Source organism: Staphylococcus devriesei (assembly GCF_002902625.1).
In the GTDB taxonomy this organism is placed as follows: Bacteria; Bacillota; Bacilli; order Staphylococcales; family Staphylococcaceae; genus Staphylococcus; species Staphylococcus devriesei.
This window is the reverse complement of the sequence record NZ_PPRG01000014.1, coordinates 33884-55624: the sequence shown is the minus strand read 5'-3', so window position 1 is coordinate 55624 and position 21741 is coordinate 33884. Positions and strand designations below refer to the sequence as shown.

21 protein-coding genes and 1 pseudogene are annotated in these 21741 nt (G+C 32.4%); all 22 read right to left on the bottom strand.

Going from position 1 to position 21741, the window contains the following annotated elements:
* Positions 1–95: 95 nt before the first annotated feature.
* Positions 96–1985 carry a vWA domain-containing protein gene (locus tag CD147_RS02515; RefSeq protein ID WP_103165875.1) on the bottom strand — a complete coding sequence of 630 codons (1890 nt, stop codon included), beginning with the start codon at positions 1983–1985 and terminating at the stop codon, positions 96–98.
* A 12-nt stretch (positions 1986–1997) separates the two neighbouring features.
* On the bottom strand, positions 1998–2789 hold the full coding sequence (locus tag CD147_RS02510; protein WP_103165874.1) for an ATP-binding protein: 792 nt from the start codon (positions 2787–2789) through the stop codon (positions 1998–2000).
* 145 nt (positions 2790–2934) lie between these two features.
* Positions 2935–3138, bottom strand: coding sequence for a DUF6501 family protein (locus CD147_RS02505; RefSeq protein ID WP_103165876.1), 204 nt, complete (start codon positions 3136–3138; stop codon positions 2935–2937).
* Positions 3139–3205: 67 nt separating this feature from the next.
* Positions 3206–4015 carry a VOC family protein gene (locus CD147_RS02500; RefSeq protein WP_103165873.1) on the bottom strand — a complete coding sequence of 270 codons (810 nt, stop codon included), beginning with the start codon at positions 4013–4015 and terminating at the stop codon, positions 3206–3208.
* Positions 4016–4704: 689 nt separating this feature from the next.
* Positions 4705–5997 (bottom strand): 2-oxoglutarate dehydrogenase complex dihydrolipoyllysine-residue succinyltransferase, encoded by a 1293-nt coding sequence (odhB, locus tag CD147_RS02495; protein WP_103165872.1) that lies wholly within the window; start codon positions 5995–5997, stop codon positions 4705–4707.
* Between the two features lie 11 nt (positions 5998–6008).
* On the bottom strand, positions 6009–8816 hold the full coding sequence (locus tag CD147_RS02490; protein ID WP_103165871.1) for a 2-oxoglutarate dehydrogenase E1 component: 2808 nt from the start codon (positions 8814–8816) through the stop codon (positions 6009–6011).
* 287 nt (positions 8817–9103) lie between these two features.
* Entirely contained in the window at positions 9104–10465 is a 1362-nt protein-coding gene (locus CD147_RS02485; protein ID WP_103165870.1) for a HAMP domain-containing sensor histidine kinase, read from the bottom strand.
* The gene (locus tag CD147_RS02480) at positions 10462–11121 is read right to left on the bottom strand and encodes a response regulator transcription factor (protein ID WP_103165869.1); all 660 of its coding nucleotides are present in this window, start codon (positions 11119–11121) and stop codon (positions 10462–10464) included. Before CD147_RS02480 ends, CD147_RS02485 begins: the two co-directional genes overlap by 4 nt.
* A 460-nt stretch (positions 11122–11581) precedes the next feature.
* Positions 11582–11688, bottom strand: a pseudogene (locus tag CD147_RS12285) (hypothetical protein); the annotation flags it as partial.
* Between the two features lie 203 nt (positions 11689–11891).
* Positions 11892–12515: a phosphatase PAP2 family protein gene (locus CD147_RS02475; RefSeq protein WP_103165868.1), complete on the bottom strand. Its 624-nt coding sequence runs from the start codon at positions 12513–12515 to the stop codon at positions 11892–11894.
* 18 nt (positions 12516–12533) lie between these two features.
* The gene (locus tag CD147_RS02470) at positions 12534–13601 is read right to left on the bottom strand and encodes an undecaprenyldiphospho-muramoylpentapeptide beta-N-acetylglucosaminyltransferase (RefSeq protein WP_103165867.1); all 1068 of its coding nucleotides are present in this window, start codon (positions 13599–13601) and stop codon (positions 12534–12536) included.
* Between the two features lie 18 nt (positions 13602–13619).
* Positions 13620–14123 carry a GNAT family N-acetyltransferase gene (locus CD147_RS02465; RefSeq protein ID WP_103165866.1) on the bottom strand — a complete coding sequence of 168 codons (504 nt, stop codon included), beginning with the start codon at positions 14121–14123 and terminating at the stop codon, positions 13620–13622.
* A gap of 23 nt (positions 14124–14146) precedes the next feature.
* A complete protein-coding gene (locus tag CD147_RS02460) occupies positions 14147–15619 on the bottom strand; it encodes a S41 family peptidase (protein ID WP_103165865.1) in 1473 nt (490 codons plus the stop codon).
* 161 nt (positions 15620–15780) lie between these two features.
* Positions 15781–16002 (bottom strand): YozE family protein, encoded by a 222-nt coding sequence (locus tag CD147_RS02455; RefSeq protein WP_103165864.1) that lies wholly within the window; start codon positions 16000–16002, stop codon positions 15781–15783.
* Positions 16002–16502: a PTS sugar transporter subunit IIA gene (locus CD147_RS02450; protein ID WP_103165863.1), complete on the bottom strand. Its 501-nt coding sequence runs from the start codon at positions 16500–16502 to the stop codon at positions 16002–16004. Before CD147_RS02450 ends, CD147_RS02455 begins: the two co-directional genes overlap by 1 nt.
* Positions 16503–16514: 12 nt before the next feature.
* Positions 16515–16943, bottom strand: a complete 429-nt coding sequence (gene msrB / locus CD147_RS02445; protein ID WP_103165862.1) for a peptide-methionine (R)-S-oxide reductase MsrB — start codon at positions 16941–16943, stop codon at positions 16515–16517.
* Entirely contained in the window at positions 16936–17463 is a 528-nt protein-coding gene (msrA, locus tag CD147_RS02440) for a peptide-methionine (S)-S-oxide reductase MsrA (protein WP_103165861.1), read from the bottom strand. The genes msrB and msrA overlap by 8 nt, the downstream gene beginning before the upstream one ends.
* A 109-nt stretch (positions 17464–17572) precedes the next feature.
* Positions 17573–18418, bottom strand: a complete 846-nt coding sequence (locus CD147_RS02435) for a DegV family protein (protein WP_103165860.1) — start codon at positions 18416–18418, stop codon at positions 17573–17575.
* 30 nt (positions 18419–18448) lie between these two features.
* On the bottom strand, positions 18449–18925 hold the full coding sequence (locus tag CD147_RS02430; RefSeq protein WP_103165859.1) for a dihydrofolate reductase: 477 nt from the start codon (positions 18923–18925) through the stop codon (positions 18449–18451).
* A 52-nt stretch (positions 18926–18977) separates the two neighbouring features.
* Positions 18978–19934, bottom strand: coding sequence for a thymidylate synthase (locus tag CD147_RS02425; RefSeq protein ID WP_103165858.1), 957 nt, complete (start codon positions 19932–19934; stop codon positions 18978–18980).
* Between the two features lie 202 nt (positions 19935–20136).
* A complete protein-coding gene (gene brxA / locus CD147_RS02420) occupies positions 20137–20571 on the bottom strand; it encodes a bacilliredoxin BrxA (RefSeq protein ID WP_103165857.1) in 435 nt (144 codons plus the stop codon).
* 27 nt (positions 20572–20598) lie between these two features.
* Positions 20599–21726, bottom strand: coding sequence for a conserved virulence factor C family protein (locus CD147_RS02415; RefSeq protein ID WP_103165856.1), 1128 nt, complete (start codon positions 21724–21726; stop codon positions 20599–20601).
* Between the last annotated feature and the right edge of the window lie 15 nt (positions 21727–21741).

The following is a 21741-nucleotide window of genomic DNA, read 5'->3' as shown; positions in this document are numbered from 1 at the left end:
ATATTTAACATTCTAGCACAAAAAGGATTTACAAGTCTATGTAATTTCAGAAAATTTAAAATATGAAATATATATAAAATATATCTTATACAAAATCAAAATGATTTTAACAATAATTTTTTCAATAATGGAGATAAATGACTTGGTAGATTCTCTACACCTTCTACAAATATAGCGTATTGGCCATAAATATTGTGGATGGTTTGTTCAATGTCTTCAGTAATTGCGTCTTGGCTTAAAAAGACATTAAAGACTTCGATACCGTATTTACGAGCCATTTCCACAGCCTCATAAGTATCTAAGATTCCATCTTGCGCATAATTATAAGCAGATGGCTCTCCATCAGAGAATACAATTAAGAAGCGTTGATTGTGACTTCTTCTTAATAAACGCTCACTTGCTACCCTTATAGCAACACCATCACGGTTATCGTCTTGAGGGCTTAATGACATAATACGTGGCCCATTTTTCTCCATAGTAGAATAGTCATAACCGATGATTTCATCGATAATATTTGGTTGTTTATTGTCATCGGCTTCAAATGCATCTTCATTAAAAGCTAAAATCTCATGTTTTACATTGAGTGATTTTAAAGTTTCGTGGAAGAGCACTACACCTTTAATTGTTTCTTCCATTTTGTCAAACATACTCGCCGATGCGTCAATTAGCAATGTGAAAGTGGCGTCAAACGTTTTACTTAAGTCTTGTTTTTTATAAAATAACTTATATTGGTCATCTATAAACCAATTAGTTAAATCACGTTGTAAACGGCCTTTGGTTAAATTGTGTCGCTCATCTACATGTTCACGATCGATAGTTTTTTTAATAATTTGGATTAAATCCTTGGTTTCAAATTGAACATCGTTTTTAGCTTTTTGATAATCACTGAAGTATTCTGGTTCAATATCAGGTACTTTCCATTCTATTTCAACATTATTATTAATCCCTTTAAGTGCAAATGCAGCATTTTGACCTACTGCGCCGCCCTCTTCATTATCTAATGTACTCTCGGATCCGCGTCCTTTTTTAGTCATCATATCAGTCATATCATCTGTAGAATCACCTTCACGGGCAGTGTCATTATCACCAATAACGTCACTATTTTCGCCTTCATGTAATTCCATTTCAAGATAAGCGCCACCTTCAGACTTGCTATCTTGAGCATTAGTTTCAGCCTCAGCTGTTTCAGCTTCGGATTCTTCATTTGTATTATCTTGTCCATCGACGTTACTTGCATCCGTACGCTTAATATCCTCAAATGTTAACTCGTGAATGGCCTCGTAGACTCTACGTGGAAGATGATAATATTCATTAAGCATATCCTTGGTTAACATATCGTCAATTTGAAACATGATTCGTTGAGCGAGATACATATTATCTTCTGATGTTTCATTTTGGAAAAAGTTAGGCAAATATTGAAACATGTGATTTAAGATATCGTCTAATTGTGGATGTATCGTCGGGATATCAAAGAAGTTTTGGCTCAAAAATGCACGTTCCAAATATAAGAATAGTAAATCAGTATATACTGTTTTAGTTTTGTAAAACTTTATTTGAGATTCCGTATATGATAAACGTGTTTGTAAGCGTAAATCGATTAATTTAGCGGTACTTGGACGTTCACTTTTAATATGGTTAAATACACGCATATCTTCTAGTAAACGAAATATTTGATGATATAACTTTGGGTGAGTAAATTCTTCCTCATGTAAGACCTTATTAACGATTGACTCATCCATCATTTTATAACCATAAGCTGCTAGCATAACATCTGTTTTTAATCCGGCACTTTCAATCTCTTTTGGACGATGAGACCAGAACCAACTAGTAATAAGTGTATTATTAATAGGATCATAATAAGGGAATTTTTGTATTTTAACTTGTGTTTGTTCGTTTTTAAGTAGCAAGCGAGCTAAGTCTTGTAGCATCATGACTTGTTTGGCGTCTAATTGCTCATCATTAAATTTTATAAAACGATCACTCATAATAGCCCCTCTTTAAAAGTTTAATTCGATAGCATTTTTAATTGCTTGTTGTTCACGTTCATCTTCTAATTTATCAATAATTGTACGTTGAATTGCTCGCTCGATTGGCATCACAGTAATTAAATCGCTTAAGTCGATTAACGCACGTATACTTGCTGCTTCTTCTGAAATTTGACCTTGTTTAGACATTGTACGTAAATCTTCATTAAATTTGATAATTTGTTGAATGATTTTATCATCTTGTAATCTACTTTGTTGTTTAATGACATTTTTAAGAATATCACCGTCGATGTAGTCTACTTGAATCACTACAAAACGGTTTTTCAGTGCCTCATTCATAGGCAATGTGCCAACATATCCTTCATTAATTGCGGCAATAACATTAAAGCCAGGAGCAGCTTTGATGACTTCTCCAGTAAATGGATTGGTTAATTGACGTCGATAGTCGAGTACTCCATTTAAAATAGGCAATGTTTCTGGCTTAGCCATGTTAATTTCATCAATGTATAAAATATGCCCTTCACGCATAGCTTTAATTACTGGACCATCAATAAACACTATCTCCTGTTGACCTTCTTCATTAGTTTTAATCGTCTTAAATCCTAATAAACTTTCAGCATCTAAATCTACAGAGCAGTTAACTTGATGCATAGGTGTATTAACTTCTTGTCCTAGTGTTTCAGCTAATTTAGTTTTACCTGAGCCAGTCGGTCCTTTTAACAAAATATTTTTATTTAAACTAAATAATGCTTTAGCATCATTAAATACTGATTCATCTGAATTAATATATTGATTTTGTATCATTTTAGATTTATTCTCTCCTTTTTAACATGAAAAATAGCCCATGAGGTGGAGTGGAAATGCTTAAGAACGTTTGAATCATAAAATATATGATAAACTCCTATCCTCTGAGCATAGATTATAAATATAGCTACAGTGACTAAACTAATTATACTTCCTTAAAATAATCTTTGAAGTATCCGCCAACTTGACCTGAATTATCAATTATTTGATAGTATTCCTCTGTTTCATTAATTACGTCATATCGTTGACCGATAGTTAACATATTAGAAACAGTGAATTTTTTAGCATCAGTATTTACTACTTCTACCTTTTTAATTGGTGTACGTTCCTTCCATGTTTCATGTAACATTGCCATATTAAATTCCTCCGTTATTTTTAAAGTATTAATTTATTCAAATACAGCTCAATGCTGATAATCATTTGATGTCTAAAGTATAAATAAATGAGATACCGCTATTTTCAGTAATCCTTAAAGATTTAGCATCTCCTTGATCCAATGACTGGTAAGGAATGCCAATGTCGTCCAATTCTTGTTGTGCTTTATTAAAATCTTCTAAAGAGTTTGCGCTAAATTCAATTTGCTCAACTACGCCTTCTTCTTTTAGTTCAAGCGGTTCGTCAGGTTGATATAGATGAATCTCTCCGCCCAGACCACCTTCGCCAATTTGAAAGACTTGAATAATTTGACCAGAGAATTCAGTTGACTCATATTCTGCATAATGAGTTAAATTAAAAACATTTTTGAAAATTGAAGCAGTGACCGGCAACTCATTAACCTTAATAATTACAGGGCCAAGTCCTTGTAACTGATGGAGCGGATTGACTGAACTATCAAAGGTTGGTGTCCCCAAACCAACTCCGGTATTATGTTCATTAGAATAAATATCAAAGATTTGATGATTCGCATCTTTAAAATCAAAATGTTTATTTCCATTTAATTCAGTTATCGGGTTAAAATCAATATTATGTTCTTTTAAAATAGACTGATATTCATCCAAACCAGAATCAGTTGGTGTTCTTAAGCCGACGCTTGAAATGTGTTGGTTTTCATATTCAGGATTAGTAACCTCTACAAAATGAAGTCTAGTACCTGGATTTAAATCAGCATCTCCAAAACGTAAAGCCTGATTCTTAGATGCAACATTTAATCCTAAAATATCTTTAAATAATTCTTTAGTTTTAGAAAGATTGCTTGTGCCTATCGTAATACTTCTAAGTCCGCTCATTTACTGACACTCCTAATATTTATCTTTTCCAATATATTATAACGTATTTTAAATACGATTTATATGATGAGGTGTTGGATAAGAGGTATGATAATTCCAAAAGATATAAACGAACTATAAATAGTTAAATTCAATTTAAAATTCGTTAATTCGTATTTATAATTCCATGTAGGTTAATAGTATAATACAACTCCCCTACCCATATTTTAATAGTGAGGGGAGTTGTATTGTTTATTTATTTTTAATATATTTCGAAAGTGAGAATGAAATTTATAGTTCGTCATTTACTGTTTGATTGGTTTATTTGCTAAATGGCTTAATCTCTTATATTTAGCTTTTACCAATACTAAATAAACTATGATCAATACCTTGCGATAAAAAAGCTATAATTATATTATAAACTATTTAACTTTGATTAAATGAATGATTAACTCACTTGTCTGCTTATAGTGATAATTAAACTAAGTGGCTCTAATATTTATAACCATGTTTTTTTCTCCTTTTATCATAGTATAGATAAATATGAGCTCTTTCTATTATCCTAAAAAATTCTTAAATTTAAACCATACTTTAAACTAGTATATAGACTTTTATGAAAGAATGAGAAATATAAAAAACCAATTGGGATTTTAACATCTCAATTGGTTTTTAAATAGCATATGCAGTTTTAGTTATATAATAATTATGAATTAGCTTTCGAGTAGTAAGTCTTCAGGGCTTTCAATTAATTCTTTAATTGTTTTTAGGAAACCAACTGCTTCTTTACCATCGATAATTCTGTGATCATAACTTAAAGCGATATACATCATCGGTCTATTTTCAATCGTATCTTTATCAATCGCAATTGGACGCGTAATGATTGAATGCATACCTAGTATTGCTGCTTGATTACCATTAATAATTGGTGTACTCATCATTGATCCAAATACGCCACCATTAGTGATAGTAAATGAACCATTAACCATGTCGTCTAAGCCAAGTTTTTTATCACGTGCTTTTACAGCTAAATCTGCAATTGCATTTTCAAGTTCAGCAAAATTTTTCTTATCGCAATCTCTGACGAAAGGTACTAATAAACCATCGTCAGTTGATACGGCAATACCAATATCATAGTATTGTTTAGTAATCATATCGTCTCCGTCAATTTCAGCATTAACTTCAGGATATTTCTTCAATGCTGCTACGGCTGCTTTTGTAAAGAATGACATGAAACCTAATTTAGTCCCATCATGGTCTTTAATAAATTGTTCTTTTTTACGTTTACGTAACTCCATAACATTTGTCATATCAACTTCGTTAAATGTTGTTAACATTGCAGTATTATTAGATACTTCTAATAATTTCTTAGCAGCAGTTTTCTTTCTACGTGACATTTTTTCGCGGATGACTGGTTTATTAGGAGCACTAGATGATTTTTTAGTTTCTTCTTTTTTGCTTGACTCAGACGTTTTATTAGAAGATTGTGTTTGGCTAGCTTTTTGGTTATTATCTACATCATCTTTACGTAAAATATCATTACCTTTTCCAGTAACTGAACTCAAATCGACTCCATTTTCACGGGCGTGACGACGTGCAGAAGGTGTCGCATTAACACGTTGATTAGATGATGTTTCTTGAGTTGATTCGTCAGCTGCTTTTTCTGATGTATCTGTAGATTCTTCTTTAGATTCAGTTGGCACATTATCTTTATCTTCAGTAGTATCTTCAGCTTTCTTATCATCTTGATTGTCTGCCGTGTTATTACCACTGCCTTCCCCAACAGTAGCAATAACTTGACCTACTTCAACTGTATCTCCTTCAGAAGCGAGTTGTTCTTGTAAAACACCTTCTTCTTCAGATACAACTTCAACATTTACTTTATCAGTTTCTAATTCAAGAATGGCTTCTCCTTTTTCAACGCTATCTCCAACATTCTTTAACCATTCTGCAATCGTACCTTCCGTTATAGATTCTGCTAATTCTGGAACTTTTACCTCTGGCATAGTATTTCCCCCTAGTTATTTTTCATACTACTTTCAATAATTTTATTTTGAACAAGCTTATGAATTTCTCCATCACCTTCAGCTGGCGCAGCACGTTGAATTCTACCGTGATAACTTAAATTATATTGATCGCCTACAAGAGATTTTAAGTATGGATAAACAAATAACCATGCACCTTGGTTTTTAGGCTCTTCTTGAACCCATGAAACTGTTTCAAGATTTGGCAGTTCATTTAACACTTCCTTAATTTCCTCTTCAGGGAATGGATATAATCTTTCGACAGCTACTAATAAAATTGAATCATCAGGATTTTTAGATAAATGTTCTTTTAAATCAACTAACATTTTACCTGAAGCTAAAATGACTTTTGTAACTTTATCTTTATTAGCTTCATCAACAATGATTGGCTTAAAACCACCTGATGTAAATTGGTCAATTGGTTGAGCTACTGTTTTGTTTCTTAATAAACTTTTAGGTGACATAACAATTAATGGTCTCATAGCCTCTGTATTTAAACTTTTAGCTTGAGCTCTTAATAAATGGAAAAAGTTACTAGAACTTGATAAGTTAACTACTGTACTATTATTTTCAGCTGCAAGTTGTAAAAATCTTTCAAGACGAGCTGATGAATGTTCCGCCCCTTGGCCTTCAAATGCATGAGGTAAAAATAGAGTTAAACCACTGCGTTCTCCCCATTTAGCACGTGCAGAGGACATAAAGTTATCGAAGATCATTTGAGCCATATTTGAGAAATCACCGTATTGTGCTTCCCAAATATTCATACTGTTTTTATTTTCGACATTGTAACCATATTCAAAGCCAACGACAGCTGCTTCTGACAATGGACTATTATGAACTTCAAATGTTGCTTTCTGATCTGGCACATGATGTAAAGGAGTGAATGTCTCTCCATTTTCTTCATCATGTAGTACAGCATGTCTGTGACTGAATGTCCCTCTTTCGCTATCTTGACCAGTTAAACGTACTGATATGCCGTCTTGCACAATTGTTGCAAATGCAAGTTGTTCTGCTTGAGCCCAGTCAACTAAACCATCATCTTTTTCAAATGGCTCTCTGCGTTTTTCAAGGACTTTATTAAGCTTTTTCAAAACATGGAAATCTTCTGGATATGTCAACATCGCATCATTAATTTCTTTTAAATGCTCGAATGAGAAATCTGTGTCATCACTTTGTAAAGGAAGCTCAAGTGATTCAGGTTTTTCCATATCTGGGTTATCCATTTTATCAGTTTTATCGATCTTGTCTTGAGCAGCGCGCATTTCTTTTTGCACATTATCCATTATTTCATCCATTTGTTCTTGAGTTATAACACCTTCATCTACTAATTTTTTACCGTAGATAATTTCAACTGAATCATGTTTACGAATACTTTGATATTGAACAGGATTAGTGATTGATGGCTCATCCATTTCGTTATGCCCGTAACGACGATATCCTACCAAATCAATTACAAAATCTTTATGGAACTCTTTTCTAAATTCCATAGCAATGTCAATGGCTTCTATTGTTGCTTCAACATCATCCGCATTAACATGTAATATTGGAACATCATAACCTTTAGCGACATCTGTAGAATAAGTCGTTGAACGACCGTCGATAGGTTCTGTAGTAAATCCGATTCGGTTATTCGTAATGATATGTAATGCGCCACCAGTAGAATAACCATCAAGATTACTTAAATTCATCGTTTCAAAATTGATACCTTGTCCAGGGTATGCTGCGTCTCCATGAATAATTATTGGCATAGCCTTATGGAAATCAGTAGTAGGACCGCCCTGATGTTGAGTATTATCTTGAGAAGCGCGCGTTCTACCAATCACTACTGGCGCCACGACTTCTAGATGACTTGGGTTATTTGCTAATGAAATACGTTGTTCAATACCATATGAAGATGTAGTTTTAACACCACCTAAATGATATTTAACATCGCCAGTCCAACCAGCAGTTAGTTCTAAACTTCCATCTTCTGGTAAGAATTTCATAGGGTCTGTGTGCATAAACTCAGAAATCATCATTTCATAAGGTTTCTCAAGTACATGAGTTAATACGTTTAAGCGACCTCTATGTGCCATACCAATTTGAATATTCTGAATTTCGACTTCTGCAGCTCGTTTTAATGTTTGCTGAAGCATTAATACTAATGAATCTACACCTTCAATAGAGAAACGTTTAGCTCCAACAAAGTTTTTGTGTAAATATTTTTCAAAACCTTCAACATGAGCTAAAGTATCAAATAATTGTTTTTTCTCATCATTATTAATAGTAGCTCGGTAAGGTGTTTCAATACGACGTTTTAACCATGTACGTTCTTTATTGTTGTTGATATGGTTATATTCGAATGCAATCGATCCCTTATAACGCTTCTCCATGCGTTCGATTGCTTCATATGCATTATCATAAATATCACTGAAATGATCTGAGACAATACTTGAAGAAATGTTCTCTAAAGTTTCTTTGTCTAAATTAAAATCCTTCATTGTCAGTTTAGGAACATTTGTTCTTTCAGGAGTATTTACAGGATAAATAGCTGCCATCAGATGGCCGTATTGACGTATATTATCGATTAAGCGCATAATGCGTTTAATGGTGTCATCACTTGCTGATGACCCACTTCCTTCAGTGGTAGGCTGTGCCTGAATATTTGCTTCACCATTTTTAATTGTACTAAAAAGAACTTGTAAATCATCTGGTACAGAAGTAGGATCTTGTAAATAATCATCATATAAATCAAGCATAAGTCCTAGATTTGCACCAAAGTTTACAGGAGCTTCCGTAACATCCTTGTTATCCTTTGCCATAATGTACCCTCCACAAAATAGTTAAACCGCTTACATGACAATAATAGCACTATTTAGCACTTTGATAAAGTCTATTAACTGAATATTATGGAAAAACAATGAGGTTAAGACAAAACATATAGCTAATAGCAAAACTAAGTGAGAGAGTGGTATTGAAATTTTGATATATCACACTCATTTTCTTAAAATATTTGCTAAAGCTCTTGCTTTGATAACCTTAATTGCTGGGTCGGTTCACAAAGCATTAACGATGATCGTCTTAACCTCATATTTATATGTTAATTATATTATTTAAAGATGATTTTAAATTTAGTGTATTTATTGACTTCACTTTCAACTAATATATACCCACCATATTGTTGAACAATTTTTTCAGCGATAGATAATCCTAATCCATTACCACCTTGGCTTCTTGCTCGTGATTTATCAACTCTGTAAAAACGATCAAAAATGAAATCTTGGTCTTCTTTAGGAATACCTAGTCCGTGATCAGTTATTTCAATACTAGTTTGTTTGTTGCGTAAGTTTGTTTTGATATGAACATGTTTGTTATCTTTATCATATTTCATAGCATTATCGATAAAAATTAATAAGAGTTGTTCAAATTGATGACGGTTAATTTTTAGCGTTAACGGTTTGTTAGCTAACTCCATTTCAAATCTATAGTCGGGATGTAATTGCTTCAACGATTTAATACGGGACTGTATTTCATCATTAATATTCACTTCTTCAGATTCTAGGATTTGGCTATTAACCTTATCTTTTGTTAAAAGTAATAATTCCTCAACAAGTTTAGTGATCCGATTCATTTCCTCTATAGAAATATTGAGTGATTCTTCTAAAATCGCAGGATCTTTTTTACCCCATCTTTGAATTAAATTTAAATGTCCTTGTATAATTTGTAAAGGTGTTCTTAATTCGTGTGAAGCATCCTCAACAAACTGTCGCTGTTGATTAAAAGAGTCCTCTATTTGATACATCATATCATTAAAAGTATCAATTAAATTGTCTGTTTCTTCATAATTTGTATTAAGTTCTAATTTCTTCTGAAAGCCATCACGTTTAATCTGATTCATCTTATTAGACATTGTTACTAATGGTTTCGTGATTTGAGTTGAGAAGATGTAGCTAATACCACCAGTAATAATAGTAGCTAGCAATCCAAAGGCAATTGCTACGACGTATAGAGATTTTACTACATTATTGTAACCTTCTAGTGAGTGAACGAGTACGCTATAACCTTCAAAATAACGTGTATGAATAGGTTCGGTTAATATTAGGTATTGAACACCTTCATTGCGCATCACTTGAATATGTTCTATTTTTGTAAAATTGATTGAAGGTTTAAAATTCATACCATTTTCATTTGAAGTTTGCATAATTTGTTTGCCATCTCGATCATAAATGATGGCTTCTTCAAAGTTCTCTAGTGACGCACTCAAATCTAATGTAGATATATTATTAATAGATTTAGTTTGAATTAAATTTACGATATCACTTAAACTATGTTCAGCTTCATCGATTTCGCCATGTCTTAGTATATCTTTAAGAAAAAAGATAATGATTAAACAGAATAAAACAATTGTAGTGAACATTATGAGAGTAGTAATCATCATCCATTTGTATTGTAAAGTTCGTTTTTTAATCATCTAATCACATACCCAACGCCACGAACTGTTTCGATTGTTTTTTCTTTGCCAAATGGTTTTAGTTTATTTCTTAAATAGCGAATATAAACGTCTACCACATTCGTTTCAACTTCGCTATCGTATCCCCAAACATGATCGAGAATTTGCTCACGTTGTAACACATGATTACGGTTAGTAGCTAATAAGTATAGTAAATCATATTCTGTTTTAGTAAAATCCAACTGTTGCCCCTCTATAGTCACTTTAAATGCATCAATATCTATTTTAATTCCGTTTATATCAATAATATCTTTTTGTGGTTGTCGACGTAGCACGGCTCGTATACGAGCAAATAATTCTTCTATTTCGAATGGTTTAACGATATAATCATCGGCACCATAGTCTAAGCCTGTTACCTTATCATATGTATCACTCTTTGCCGTAATAATTATGATTGGTGTACTTTGTTGTTGACGTACGCGACGACATATTTCTAAACCATTAATATGAGGTAACATTAAATCTAGTATGATTAAATCATAGTTATTAGTAAGTGCTTTATCTAGACCAGATTGGCCGTCATATTCAATATCTACATTATAATTATCATGAGTTAATTCTAACTCTAAGAAACGAGCCAAATTTTGTTCATCTTCAACAATTAATATATTTGTCATTGTTTAAAACACCTCTTATTTAAATGTGAAAATAGATAGACCTATATATGTATAATAGAATGTTATTAATCCTAAAAAATGAGTTAATTATCACTCAAAATCGCCAATTTATAATTTATTCTGACAAAATGTTTAACTAAAAAGGTTAATTTTAAATGAAATTAAGACATTAATAATTTGTGCTTATGTCCAACTTCTTCTTTTATAGTTAACCTTGCCGGGTTGAGACGACGAAATCTTGGAGATTTCATTAGATATCTATCCCACTCCCTAGATTTCTGTTTTACTCTCTAGAGTGTTGTCTTGTTCCCGACCATTTTAAGCTATTTTGCATAGACTATATTTTATCACATAAAGACTTAAAAATAAGTGTTTCTAGTGAAATGATATGACAGTTTAAAGAAGTATAAGACATGAAAGCTTTAAAAAATAAAATTTAATTGAGAATTTTTCGCATTTATAATTGACAATGATTCTCATTGATGTATAATAATATTTGAAAATGATTATCAATACCGACTAAGACAATTCCCCCCATATATATTTCGTTCTTAAAGGATTGATCATTTTCAAGTTATTCCCCTTTTATATGCCCGTAAAAGACTAACGTTAAAGTTTCAAATTAACTTTGAACGTTTTAATTAAAGCAGTGAATCTAATGCCGAGATTCACTGCTTTTTTATATGTTTATCAATAAACGATTGATACATATAAAAAAAGAGACTAAAACATTGTGTGAAAATGTCTCAGCCTCACTCGCATAAAATCTTTTAACTTGATGAAGGATACAATTGCTTTTTCAAAATTAAAGTTGAAAGCACAATACAAAATGCTCCACCAATAATTCCTGCAATTACATCAGTTGGATAGTGTACGCCTAAATATACTCTAGAGATAGAGATGAGCATAATAAAGAGTGCACAAAGCCCAATTAATACACCTTTATAACTTCCTGACATTTGTCGATTAGCTATAAATATAGCACTACCAAAGAATGAGGTTGAACCCATTGCATGACCACTAGGAAAACTAAATCCTGTGATATCAATAAGACGCAATAAAGTAGGACGTTCACGGTCAAAGATATTTTTTAACACGGGATTAATAATACTAGATAAAATCATTACAATTACAAAAAATAAGGTTTCGATTCTATATTTTTTAAGCATTAAATAGGCTACAAGCATTAGTGATAAACACACCATAGCCCATACTTCGCCGATTTTAGTAGCACCTAGTAAGATTGAAGTCGTTATAAAGCTCTCTGAAGAGTATATAAATTCATAAACTTCATTATCTATCCATTTGCCCAATCGTGATTCGTGAAAAAAGGCAATAATTCCAAATATTAATGTAAAAACAATAAGTAAGGTAATACGCTTTGTACGATTCATTGCTTGCGCCTCCCAAGCTTATAAAGCATCTTTTAAAATTTTATTGAATAAATCTTCTTTTGTATAACTTTCTTTGTAGGTTTGCATTTGTTTAATTATAGCGTCACGGTTAGTTTCTATGTCTTTTAATTGCTCTAATAATTTAATTTCAGTTAATTGATCTTCAGGAATGAATCTTCCATAACCTTTAGATTCGAAATTTTTAGCGTTATCAATTTGGTCGCCACGAGATTGATCTAAACCTAAAGGAATTAGCAACATAGGTATGCGTAATGTTAAAAATTCATAGATTGCATTGGAACCAGCACGACTAACTACAGTATTTGTAATTGCTAATAAGTCTGTAAGTTCCTCTTTAACAAATTCATATTGAACATATCCTTTTTGATCGTAAGAGTTGTCTACTAAACCATGACCTGTTAGATGAATGATTTGGTATTCATGTAATAATGCTTCTAAATTTTCGCGTATAGCTTCATTTAATTTTTTACTACCTAAGCTACCACCCATAACTAGTAAAACTTTTTTAGAATTATTAAAACCAGTCAGTTGAAAACCTCGCTCTTTATGACCTTCTTTTAAATCTTCACGAATTGTAGCGCCTACAAAATCAGCTTTTTCCTGTGGCAGATACTTTAATGTATCTTCAAAGGTGGTATAGATTTTTTTAGCAAATTTTAATGAAATTTTATTTGCTAGACCTGGGGTTAAATCAGATTCGTGAATAATCGTAGGAATATTTAAAGAACGTGCAGCTACTACAACTGGTACTGAAACGAACCCACCTTTAGAAAATAATATATCGGGCTTTTCGCGTTTAAGTACCTTGCGCGCATCAAGTACACCTTTTAATACTTTAAATATATCCTTTGCATTATCAAAAGATAAATATCTACGTAATTTACCGCTAGATATAGGATGATATTTAACATTAGGTAGTTGAGTTTCTATCATTTCACGTTCAATACCTTCTTTAGATCCAATATAGAACGCTTCGTGTCCTTTTTCGGTAGCAGTTGGTATTAGACTTAAGTTTACCGAAACATGTCCAACTGTACCGCCACCGGTAAATGCTATTTTAGACATAGTTATTAACCTCTATTCTTATATGTTTTTATAGTATGCATAGAAAGGTGCGCCTCTATCAAATGGATGATAGTCTATTTCTGTCTCGCCGACCTTTTCAAAACCAAATTTCTCAAAAAGACCTTGAGCAGGTTTATTTAAAGCAAATGTATCAGTTAATATAACATGGATGCCATGCTCTTCAGCTAAATTGACTGCGAAGTCGAAAAGTTGAGTAGCTGCACCTTTATAATTTTGTGAACCAGCTAATCTATGAATAACATAAGCGCCTTCTCTATCAACTGGCCATTCTAAATCATCATACCATTCTGATTGTTGTTGGTCGACCACTATAAAACCATAAATTGTACTTTTTTCTTCTAACACATATAGTGTTTTAGCGTTGATATCTTCTTCAAAATGTTCAGTAACAGGATATTTATCATCCCATTGGTTATTATCAAATTCTTGCATTAATTCTTTTGCTTCTTGGACTAACGTTTCGATTTGAGAAATGTCCTCCATAGTACCTAATCTAATCATTTGTTTAAATACACCTCTTTACTTTATTTAAGTTTATCTAATAATTTATCCAATACTGTATCTTCTTTGTTAGATTTTTCAACTAATAACTGTGTGAATTTTTCATTAGTTTTAGTATCAAATTTACCGTTTGTTGTTAAACTATGATCAGTTTGGAATTGCTTAATAGCTTGTTCTAAATCTGTATCAAATTGATTAGACTCGTCATTAGTGTGATACCCTAGAGCGTCTAAACCTATTTTTATTGATTTAATATTTTTATTACTGTCACCGACTGAATAAGTTTTATCAGTTGGAATGACACTTATAGATTGATATTTAGGAGAACTAATTTTAACATCTGGTTGAATTCCTTTACCATGAATATAATGGCCATCAGGAGTTAACCATTTCATTTGCGTATATTTTAATAATGAGCCGTCTTTAAATTCACGTGTCGTTTGGACTATGCCTTTACCAAATGTTTTAGAGCCATATACTTTCGCTTTATTGTAATCTTTCATAGCCCCAGTAAAGACTTCAGAAGCACTTGCAGAACCTTCATTAACTAATATACTCACTTTCATATCTTTCGCTTCTTTTAATGAGTTGTTAGAAGTCGTAATAGGCTCTGTATCATCGCCTTTTTTAAGCTTAACGACTGTTTGATTTTTATCTATAAAGATATTAGCCATATTTACAGCTTCATCTAATAGTCCGCCTGGATTATTTCTTAAATCTAGTACAATATCACGAACACCATCTTTGTGTGCTTTAATAATAGAGGATTTTAATTCTCCGGCAGTATTTTCTTGGAACTTATTAATTGTAAATACGCCAACGTTATTTTTCTTTTTATATTCAACGCTCTTAACATGAATCTTACCACGTTTAATATCAATATCTTTTTCTTGAGAACCACGTTTAATAGTAAGTGTTACTGTTGTACCTTCTTTACCCCTTACCATTTTAACGATTTGATCTAATGGTTTATTTTTAGTGGATTTACCATTCACTTTAGTAACTAGGTCTTTTGGTTTAATACCAGCTTTTTCAGCAGGAGAATCTTTCATAGGGCTTGTAATCATAATTTGTTTATCTTTCTTTTGCATTTCTGCGCCTATTCCTACGAAATCACCAGACACATCTTCGTTAAAACTTTTAGTTTTATCTTTCGTCATATATTCTGAATATGGATCATCTAATTCTTTAACCATACCGTCAATAGCGGCTTCTGTTAATTTATCAGCATTTTGCTTTTTATAATAATCATTGTTCAAAGTTTTATAAGCATATTCTATTTTTTTCATTTCTTTAGCTTCACTTTTAGTTAATCCGCTAATTTTGTGACTAATCCCTATGGTAGCTGCGACTGTTATCCCAACTGTAATAAGAATAGTAACTAATAATAATATTATGAATTGCCATACTTTTAAACGAAATTTTTTACTTGATGGTGACGTTTTTTTCGGTTCAGCTGTATTCATATTATTATATTCTTCAGATTTATTACTCATAAAACCACTTCCTCTTGTAACCTCTATGTATTTATATTGATTGATCTCGAAAAGATATTACTAGTATGTCTTTATTTTAAATTAAACGCAACTTATAAGGGATGATTATGTAGACGCAACATAAAAGCTGAGACGTTAAGGGTCTCAGCTTTTATCTTAACTTAGAATTTTAACCATTCTTGGTATTCAGCATATAAATCATCAAAGATAGACATTGGTAACGTAATATCACTTTGCATTTCAATATAATCGGATAGTTCGTTAAAATCACTCTCATACTTAGGAAACGATAAATCGTTAAAAATTTCTTCTGCTAGTTCCCCTTTACTATCTTTGCGACCTCTTGCAGTTAAAGCAAATTGATAAAATGAATGGTCTTTCATTAGCTCATTGTCACATCAACAATTTTAGTTTCACCTTTGATAACAGCTTGTGCATCATTGATATAAATAGATTCAGTTTGATCAGAATTTGTAATAATAACTGGTGAAATAACATCTTTGGCGTTATTTCTAATAAATTCTAAATCAAATTTAAGAAGCGGATCACCGACTTGAACCGTATCTCCACTATTCACTAAAATTTCAAAACCTTCTCCATCTAATTGAACAGTATCTAGTCCAATGTGTACTAAAAGTTCTAAACCATTATCTGCTTTTAATCCAATCGCGTGTTTAGTTGGGAAGACATTATCAACTTTACCTTCTATAGGTGATACGACTTCGCCTTCAGTAGGATTAATTCCAAAGCCTTCGCCCATCATTTTTTGGGCAAAAACTGGGTCTGGAATTTCTTCGATATTTACATATTTACCTGTAATTGGTGCATAAATTTCAATATTTTTATCTACTTCTTTGCCTTTTCCAAATAATTTTTTAAACATTAGCTGTCACTCCTATTTTTCAAAGTATGGTATTAAATCGCCATATCCAAGTTCTTCTAATTTCTCATATGGAATAAATTGTATAGCTGCCGAATTGATACAGTAGCGTAAGCCCCCTTGATCTTTAGGACCATCATTAAACACATGACCTAAGTGGCTATTGGCACTTTCTGATCTGACCTCGGTTCTAACCATTCCAAACGTTTTATCCACAAGTTCGATTATTTCATCATCATCAATAGCTTTTGAAAAACTTGGCCATCCGCAATCTGATTCAAATTTTTCTTCAGATGTGAAAAGTGGTTTGCCTGAAATTTTATCGACATAAATGCCTTTATCAAAATGATTCCAATATTCATTTTGAAATGGTGGTTCTGTACCATTCTCTTGCGTTACTAAATATTCCATTTCATTTAATTCATTTTTATTTTTTTTAATCATTTTGAGTCCCCCAATGTGATTCGATAAATGCTTTGCGGCCTGACCCACGTTGATATTGTTCGTAATGCATTGGATTTTTCTTATAATAGTCTTGGTGATAATCTTCAGCTGGGTAAAAGTTTTTATAAGGAAGAATAGGTGTTACAACAGGTTTATTGAACACTCCCTCTTCATTAAGTTGTTGAATCTTTAGTTCAGCAGCCTTTTTTTGATGTTCATCATGATAAAAAATGGCTGGTTCATAGCTTTCGCCTCTATCGAAGAATTGCCCACTGTTGTCAGTTGGGTCAAATGTTTTAAAATAGACGTCTAAAATATTTTCGAAAGAAGTGATTTCTGAATTATAAGTAATTTGAACTGCCTCTCTATGACCAGTTTGATTAGTACAAACTTGCTCATAAGTAGGGTTTTCTACATGTCCACCACTATAACCAGACACTACATTTTCAATTCCTGGATAAGATGTAAAAGGTTTTACTAAACACCAAAAGCATCCTCCTGCGAATGTTGCATAAGCCATATGATTACCTCCTCTATCATTACTTAAATTTACGATATTATTAGCTTAATTTAAAGTAATTTACTCAGCCATGTCTCGTAACTCCCAAGTAAGCATAGATAAAAGTGAATTATTTTGTTTCTCTAACTACGACTAGACCAATAGCACCTTGCCCAGTATGAGTAGTCACAACTGGTGTGGTTACATTAACGTCATACTCGTGTTTACCGAAAGCGTCATCAAATTGAGCTTTAAGTTTGTCTACAAACTCAAGTACATTCGCATGTGCTACGCCAATTGATTTAATCTTGTGTTTGTCTATAAATTCTGAAATCTCTTTTTTTAAATATTGAATACTTGAGTTTTGTGTACGTGAATTATGAACAATTTCAAGATAGCCATCTTCAAGTGTACCAATAGGCTTAATTTTCATAATGTTGCCAATGAAACCTTTCGTCTTACTAATTCGTCCACCCTTAATTAATTGATTTAATTGGCCAATCACTACAAATAATTTAATATTTTTTTGTAATTCTTGGATTTTAGCAACAATCTCATTTGTTGAAAGATTAGTGTTTACTAATTCGACTAATCGTTGAATTTGATAACCTAACCCAAATGAGATGGATTTAGAATCGATGACTGTAACATTAGCCGCCACCATATCACTCGCTTGAAGCGCAGTCTGGTAAGTGCCACTAAGACCAGAAGACATATGAATACTAATAATTTCAACATCTTCTTGGCCTAATCGTTCATATAGTTCAATGAATTTGCCTATAGGCGGTTGACTTGTTTTAACATCTGCATCTTCTTCTATTCTTTGAATATAATCTTTAGATGAAATATCAATTTGGTCTACGTACGATTGTCCGTCGATAGTTAAACTTAAAGGGACAACATGTATATTGTGCTGCGTTAAATAGTCTTGTGATAAATCCGATGTAGAATCAGTCACAATTATTTGTTTAGTCATAACTGCCTCCGCTTAATAATTTATTTTTATTTATTTTCTTACAAGATGTAAAAATGTATGTGGAATTTTATTTTTTTCATCTAATTGACCTTCTTCTGAGGAAGCGACTTCCCAATCTTCAAATGTGTATGATGGGAAGAATGTGTCGCCTTGATGTTTACCTTCAACAACAGTGATGTACATATCATCCACCTTATCTATCATCTCTTCAAAAAGTGTTTGTCCCCCAAATATAAAGATATGACCTTCTAACTCGTAAATTTCATCAAGTGAATGAATAACATCTACTCCTTCTACATTAAAAGAAGTGTCATGAGTTAAAACGACATTTCTTCTGTTAGGTAGTGGTTTACCAATTGATTCAAAGGTTCTTCTTCCCATTACTAAAGTATTACCGGTAGAAAGTTTCTTTACATGTTTTAAATCGTTAGGTAAATGCCAAGGCAACGCGTTATTATAACCAATCACTCGTTGTTGGTCATGTGCTACTAAAATTGATAAAGTCATTATCTTACCTCCAGTTTTTATATTTGAGTATATTTATATAAAATAAAAAAGATTATACTGCTATAGGTGCTTTAATTGATGGATGAGATTCATAATTTACTATTTCTAAATCTTCGTAATTAACATCAAAAATAGATGCATCTGTATTAATCTTTAAAATCGGCGGAGTAAAACTATCTCTAGATAGTTGTGTTTGAATAGCCTCAATGTGATTTGAGTAAATATGAGCATCGCCAAACGTGTGGATGAACTCTCCAACCTCAAGATTACATTCTTTTGCGATAAGATGAGTTAGAAGTGCGTAACTAGCAATATTGAATGGAACACCTAGAAAAATATCGGCACTACGTTGATAGAGTTGGCAACTTAACTTACCCTCTTGAACATAGAATTGAAACATTGTGTGGCAAGGAGGTAAAGCCATGGTATCAATTTCTGTAGGGTTCCATGCCGATACAATATGTCGACGAGAGTTTGGATTTTCTTTGATTTGTTGAATTACAGTTTTAAGTTGATCAAAGTGATTACCTTCTTTATCTACCCAATCACGCCATTGCTTACCATAAACATTCCCTAAATCACCGTATTTTTTCGCAAATTTATCATCATTTAGGATTTGTTGTTTGAACTTTTTCATCTCTTCTTTATAAAGCTCATTAAAAGCTTCATCTTGGAGAGCTCTATGCCCAAAATTATTCATATCTGGACCTTTGTAATCATTTGATTGAATATACTTTTCGAAAGCCCACTCATTCCAAATATTATTATTGTATTTAAGTAAGTACTGAATATTCGTATCACCTTTTATAAACCACAATAATTCAGTAGCGATTAGTTTAAACGATACCTTTTTAGTAGTTAGTAAAGGAAAGCCTTTAGACAAATCGAATCTTAACTGATGACCAAATTTTGAAATCGTACCTGTATGTGTTCTATCATCACGTTGTCTGCCAAGCTCTAAAATCTCTTTGCATAAACTATGATACGCTGAATCAAATGGATTTAGCATATTTTCATCTCCTAGAATTATTTATATTAGTTTTCATTATACTAGAAAACTGATACTTATAAAATTAAATGTAGGTCAAATTCTTAATTTTAAAGAAGATATAAGAATGCCTAACTATAATCTATCATTAAATTTAATGAATTATAGTTAGGCATTAAGTTGAGAAGATATGAAATATTACTATTTTAAATAAGGTTATGATTTAGCAATTTTCATCAAATGCGTCTTTAATATCCATACAGATATCTTGGATGTCACGTCCTTCAATATGTTCACGAGGGATAAAATGTTTTAATTCAGTCCCTTTGAATAATGCATATGAAGGGCTTGATGGTACTTGTTGAATATATTCACGCATTGTTTGCGTTGCCTCTTTATCTTGTCCAGCAAATACTGTAATTTTATGTGTTGGTTTTTTTTCATTTTGTTCGGCAACTGCCACAGCGGCTGGACGCGCTAAGCCAGCAGCACAACCACATGTTGAATTGATAACTACGAAAGTCGTATCACCCTCATTTACATTATTCATGTAATTAGATACATCTTCGCTTGTTTCTAAGCTCTCAAAGCCATTGTCAGTTAGTTCTGCACGCATTTGTTGCGCTAATTCATGCATATATTGTTCATATGGATTCATATTTATTACTCTCCTATTTTAATTAACTTATTTGTTTTCAATAGTTTTATTTCGATTGGCTATTTGTTTCCATACAGAACCTAGAGCTTCATCTCCATTTTCAATGCGAGAAATAGCCATTTCAATTTGTAATTTCACTTCATATGCAGGGTCATCTACGTGTGATTTTAAAGCATTTAGCTGAGCTTTACCACCTTCATCAAAAATAAACATTGCCGCTCTCCAACGAACGATTTTTTGAGGATCATCAAGCGCTTTTTCCATTTCTGGTAAGGCCTCTTTGAAACCTAAATCACTAAGACAATCACCTGCAGTACGTCTTACAGCTGCACTTTTATCATTTAAGCCTTCGTACAAGTATGGAAGCACTTCTTTAGTTTCAATCATGCCTAATAAAACAACTGCTTGACGTCTAAGCGGTGTCTTATCTTCTTTTAAAGCTTGTTGTAGTAATGGCGTATCGCTCATAGTAGGCGTTGGAAATTCTTTTAGCATCCGTAAACGTGCTTTCCAATTAGTTGTTTCATTATATTCTTCTAAAGTGACGTGTTTATAATGTTGTTGAGGTACGGTAATATCTTGAGACAAAGCTATATTGACTAATTCTTCAATTCTATGAGTAGGATACAAAGCTGTTACTTCCTCATATACCTCATTCATAACTTGTTCAAGGTCGCCGTAGCGAACGCCTAAATCTTGCCACTTACGTAAAAATACAATATTGTCGCCTTCTTTTTGTGCTTTTAGCATACTATCAACATACACATCAGGTAGTTGCTTACGTTGCTCTTCAGTTGAAGAAGTTAGTTTGATTTGATAAGGGATATCTTTGAACGTTAAAACCTCAGCTTTAATTTCTCCAAAACGATCATCAGGTTGATAAGATTCTAGAGAAGTATCATCCTTATTTAGTGTAGATGTTATGTCAGGTAATACCTCTTCCCAGTTAGCTTTAGGTTGCTTATCGATAGCTAAGAAGTCCATGACGTAAAAAATAGATTTTACACCCTTAAGTGCTAGTAAATCATTAATGAAATTAGGATGTTCTGTACTAGCTTCAGTGTAAGTATTAGACTTATTATCTTCTCTTTTTTCTGATAATACTATTTTCATGGTATTTGGACTTGGCGTTGGTTCGACACGTAAAATTTCCATACGCTCCCCCTTTCT